The sequence below is a fragment of the Candidatus Phytoplasma melaleucae genome, from assembly GCF_030588185.1.
Lineage (GTDB): Bacteria > Bacillota_I > Bacilli_A > Acholeplasmatales > Acholeplasmataceae > Phytoplasma > Phytoplasma melaleucae.
This window is the reverse complement of record NZ_JAOSID010000012.1, coordinates 1-5,286: the sequence shown is the minus strand read 5'-3', so window position 1 is coordinate 5,286 and position 5,286 is coordinate 1. Positions and strand designations below refer to the sequence as shown.

Here is a 5,286-nt window from a genome sequence, read left to right as displayed (position 1 = left end):
ATCTAACTACTATTACTTTTTCTCATATGTGTTTAATTTTGACCACTCCGAAGTCGTTATCCTGATACCGGAGGGAGGATATGCCTCTCTAGCATGACATGGGAAGTCTTTGAAAACTGAAGATGATATTTTATTTAATATAGAGAATATACTGCAAAGGTATTCTCAAATGATTGATTTATTTTTTGCAATACAAACTGGTATATGATAGATTGACATATACAGTCTCCGAATCATACCACTCATTGTGTGGTTTTTGGTTCAAATATAATGAAGAGTTTGATCCTGGCTCAGGATGAACGCTAGCGGCGTGCCTAATACATGCAAGTCGAACGGAAACCTACGGGTTTTAGTGGCGAACGGGTGAGTAACACGTAAGTAACCTACCCTTAAGACGAGGATAACAGTTGGAAACGATTGCTAAGACTGGATAGGAACTTTTTAGGCCTCTAGAAAGTTTTAAAAGACCTATTTATAGGTATGCTTAAGGAGGGGCTTGCGCCATATTAGTTAGTTGGTAGGGTAATGGCCTACCAAGACGATGATGTGTAGCTGGACTGAGAGGTTGAACAGCCACATTGGGACTGAGACACGGCCCAAACTCCTACGGGAGGCAGCAGTAGGGAATTTTTGGCAATGGAGGCAACTCTGACCAAGCAACGCCGCGTGAACGATGAAGTACTTCGGTATGTAAAGTTCTTTTATTAGGGAAGAAAAAAGAGTGGAAAAACTCTCTTGACGGTACTTAATGAATAAGCCCCGGCTAATTATGTGCCAGCAGCCGCGGTAATACATAAGGGGCGAGTGTTATCCGGAATTATTGGGCGTAAAGGGTGCGTAGGCGGTTTGGCAAGTCAATAGTTTAATGGCAGTGCTCAACATTGTCCTGCTATTGAAACTGTCAGACTAGAGTAAGATAGAGGCGAGTGGAATTCCATGTGTAGCGGTAAAATGCGTAAATATATGGAGGAACACCAGAGGCGTAGGCGGCTCGCTGGGTCTTGACTGACGCTGAGGCACGAAAGCGTGGGGAGCAAACAGGATTAGATACCCTGGTAGTCCACGCCGTAAACGATGAGTACTAAGTGTCAGGTCAAACTGGTACTGAAGTTAACACATTAAGTACTCCGCCTGAGTAGTACGTACGCAAGTATGAAACTTAAAGGAATTGACGGGACTCCGCACAAGCGGTGGATCATGTTGTTTAATTCGAAGATACGCGAAAAACCTTACCAGGCCTTGACATGTTTTTGCAAAGTTATAGTAATATAATGGAGGTCACCAGAAACACAGGTGGTGCATGGTTGTCGGAAGTTCGTGCCGTGAGGTGTTGTCTTAAGTGGCAAAACGAACGCAACCCTCGTCATTAGTTGCCAGCATGTTATGATGGGGACTCTAATGAGACTGCCAGTGATAAATTGGAGGAAGGTGGGGATGACGTCAAATCATCATGCCCCTTATGGCCTGGGCTACAAACGTGATACAATGGCTATTACAAAGAGTAGCTGAAACGCGAGTTTTTAGCCAATCTCAAAAAGATAGTCTCAGTTCGGATTGAAGTCTGCAACTCGACTTCATGAAGTTGGAATCGCTAGTAATCGCGAATCAGCATGTCGCGGTGAATACGTTCTCGGGGTTTGTACACACCGCCCGTCAAACCACGAAAGTTGGCAATACCCAAAAGCGGGCACTTAACTTTGTAAAAAGAGAGAACCGTCTAAGGTAGGGTCGATGATTGGGGTTAAGTCGTAACAAGGTATCCCTACCGGAAGGTGGGGATGGATCACCTCCTTTCTAAGGAAATAAATAAAATCAATCATCTTCAGTTTTGAAAGACTTACAATACCATAAGTTTTTCTCTTTTTAAGGAACAAAAGGGCCTATAGCTCAGTTGGTTAGAGCACACGCCTGATAAGCGTGAGGTCGGTGGTTCAAGTCCATTTAGGCCCACCAACCACGTAGGTACCCGTTCCTTAAAAAAAAGTTCTTTGAAAATTAGATAAACAACCATGATGATTTTTACCAAATTAAAGAAAATAAGAGCGCACAGTGGATGCCTTGGCACCAAGAGCCGATGAAGGACGCAATTAACGGCGATACGCCACGGGGAGTTGTAAATAAATGGAGATCCGTGGATGTCCGAATGGGGCAACCCACTATAAGGAAGTTATAGTATCTGCAGTTTAAAAGGCATTTAGCATTTTATCTGTGGATGGGAACGCAGTGAACTGAAATATCTAAGTAACTGCAGGAATAGAAAGTAACCACGATTCTGGTAGTAGTGACGAGCGAATCCAGACCAGCCTGATACCAATTACTAGTGATCAAATTTTAATCAACTTGAAGTTTTTGGAAAAAAATACCAAAGAAGGTGATAGTCCTGTAAAGGTCAGTTAAAATCTAGGGTATCGAAAAGTACGGCGAGACACGAGAAATCTTGTTGGAAGATAGGAGGACCATCTCCTAAGGCTAAATACTCCTTGGTGACCGATAGTGAACTAGTACCGTGAGGGAAAGGTGAAAAGAACCCCGGGAGGGGAGTGAAAGAGATCCTGAAACTGTGTGCTTACAAGTAGTCAAAGCTCGTTAAGGAGTGATGGCGTGCCTTTTGCAGAATGAACCGGCGAGTTATGATATATAGCAAGGTTAAGTTTGTAGGAACCGAGCCGTAGCGAAAGCGAGTCTGAACAGGGCGGTTAGTTGTATGTCATAGACCCGAAACTGAAGTGAGCTAGCCATGAACAGGCTGAAGTTTAGTTACCACTAAATGGAGGGCCGAACCAGGACACGTTGAAAAGTGTTTGGATGATTTGTGGCTAGGGGTGAAATTCCAATCGAACTCAGAGATAGCTGGTTCTCCCCGAAATAGCTTTAGGGCTAGCGTTGGTTGTCAATAGTTCATGAAGGTAGAGCACTAAATGAGTGAGGGCCTCACCTCGAGGTACTGATCTCAATTAAACTCCGAATGTCATGAACTGTAAACCAGCAGTCAGACTATGGGTGATAAGGTCCGTGGTCAAAAGGGAAAGAGCCCAGACCGTCAGCTAAGGTCCCTAAATTAATGTTAAGTGGAAAAGGAAGTAGTAACGTACAGACAATTAGGAAGTTGGCTTAGAAGCAGCCATCTTTTAAAGAGTGCGTAATAGCTCACTAATCGAATGTTGTTGCGCCGAAAATGTAACGGGGCTCAAACATTATACCGAAGCTACGGATAGCTAACTAATACGCTCATTAGAGCTGGCTTGGTTAGCTATGGTAGGGGAAGCGTTCTGACATCGATGAAGCTATAGCGGAAGCAGTGGTGGAGAGGTCAGAAGTGAGAATGCCGGTGTAAGTAACGAAAAGATAGGTGAGAATCCTATCCGTCGAAAATCCAAGGTTTCCAGGGGCAGGGTCGTCCGCCCTGGGTTAGTCAGGGGCTAAGGCGAGGCAGCAATGCGTAGTCGATGCACAGCAGGCTAAAATTCCTGCACTAAAAAAACCACTGATGGAGCGACAAAAGAGGATAAGCGCGCCTTTAATTGGATTAAGGTTGAAAAATCAAGTTTGAGAAGATAGGCAAATCCGTCTTCTTATCATAAAAAATGAGATTTGAGGGTAACGCGACTGATTTCATATTTTCTAGAAAAACTTCTAGGGTTAATGGTTTTTTTACCTGTACCGTAAACCGACACAGGTGGAAAGGTAGAGTATACTAAGACGCGCGAGAAAACTCTTGTTAAGGAACTCGGCAAAATGACTCCGTAACTTCGGGATAAGGAGGGCTTTTATTATAAAAAGTAAAAGCCGCAGAGAATAGGCCCAAGCGACTGTTTATCAAAAACACAGGTCTCTGCTAAACCGTAAGGTGATGTATAGGGGCTGATGCCTGCCCGGTGCTGGAAGATCAAGAGGAGATGTTCGGGGAGCCCCCAAAGCATTGAATTGAAGTCCCAGTGAACGGCGGCCGTAACTATAACGGTCCTAAGGTAGCGAAATTCCTTGTCGGGTAAATTCCGACCTGCACGAAAGGCATAACGATTTGGGCGCTGTCTCAACAAGAGTCTCGGTGAAATCAAATTACCGGTGAAAATGCCGGTTACCCGCGACAGGACGAAAAGACCCCATGGAGCTTTACTGTAACTTAATATTGAATTTGAAAATGACATGTACAGAATAGGTGGGAGACTGTGAAGTTAAAGCGCTAGTTTTGACAGAGTCGCCGTTGGGATACCACTCTTGTTATTTTTAGTTTCTAACCTCCATAAGTGTATTATGAGGGACAGTGTTTGGTGGGCAGTTTGACTGGGGCGGTCGCCTCCTAAAGAGTAACGGAGGCGTTCAAAGGTTCCCTCAAAATGGTCGGAAATCATTTTAAGAGCGTAAAGGTATAAGGGAGCTTAACTGTGAGACCTACAAGTCGAGCAGAGACGAAAGTCGGACTTAGTGATCTTGCGGTCCCGTATGGAAGGGCCGTGACTCAACGGATAAAAGCTACCCTGGGGATAACAGCCTTATCGCCCCCGAGCGTTCACAGCGACGGGGCGGTTTGGGACCTCGATGTCGGCTCATCGCATCCTGGAGCTGAAGAAGGTTCCAAGGGTTGGGCTGTTCGCCCATTAAAGCGGTACGCGAGCTGGGTTCAGAACGTCGTGAGACAGTTCGGTCTCTATCCGTCGTGGGCGTTGGAAATTTGAGAGGAGCTGTCCCTAGTATGAGAAGACCGGGATGGATATACCGCTGGTGCTCCAGTTGGCTCGCCCGAGCCACCGCTGGGTAGCTATGTATAGCACGGATAAACACTGAAAGCATCTAAGTGTGAAGCCGCCCTCAAGATGAGATTTCCCTATGAGATCCCTGAAAGACGATCAGGTAGATAGGCTAGAGGTGTAAGAGTAGTGATATTTTGAGCTGACTAGTACTAATAGATCCATTGACTTTAATTTGTGAATACTTTGTTATAAGTTGTTTATCTAGTTTTGAGAGATTCTGGGTGATTTAGTAAAGGGGAAACACCTGTTCCCATTCCGAACACAGCAGTTAAGTCCTTCTACCCCCACAATAGTTTTTCGTTTGAAATGCTAAGATAGGGGTTTGCCCAGAATTACTTGTGACTACTATAAACCTGATGATCATACAGAGGATTAGCTCAGTTGGGAGAGCGTCTGCCTTACAAGCAGAAAGTCGGGGGTTCAAGTCCCTCATCCTCTACCATCTTCCTACGAGTGAACATCATCAGGGCCAAAATAGCTCAATTGGAAGAGCAACTGACTTGTAATCAGTAGGTTGCGGGTTCGATTCCTGCTT

General features: G+C 44.9%; 2 tRNA genes and 3 rRNA genes. All 5 read left to right on the top strand.

Going from position 1 to position 5,286, the window contains the following annotated elements:
* Positions 1–267 precede the first annotated feature (267 nt).
* The 5 genes from OC680_RS02095 (at position 268) to OC680_RS02075 (ending at position 5,193) form a co-directional block, all read left to right on the top strand.
* Positions 268–1,794, top strand: a 16S ribosomal RNA gene (locus OC680_RS02095).
* Positions 1,795–1,876: 82 nt separating this feature from the next.
* Positions 1,877–1,953: transfer RNA gene (locus OC680_RS02090), tRNA-Ile, on the top strand.
* A 73-nt stretch (positions 1,954–2,026) separates the two neighbouring features.
* Positions 2,027–4,925 (top strand): 23S ribosomal RNA (locus tag OC680_RS02085).
* 42 nt (positions 4,926–4,967) lie between these two features.
* Positions 4,968–5,083 (top strand): 5S ribosomal RNA (gene rrf, locus OC680_RS02080).
* Together the 16S, 23S and 5S rRNA genes with 2 tRNA genes alongside form the textbook arrangement of a ribosomal RNA operon.
* A 34-nt stretch (positions 5,084–5,117) precedes the next feature.
* Positions 5,118–5,193, top strand: a tRNA-Val gene (locus OC680_RS02075).
* Positions 5,194–5,286 lie beyond the last annotated feature (93 nt).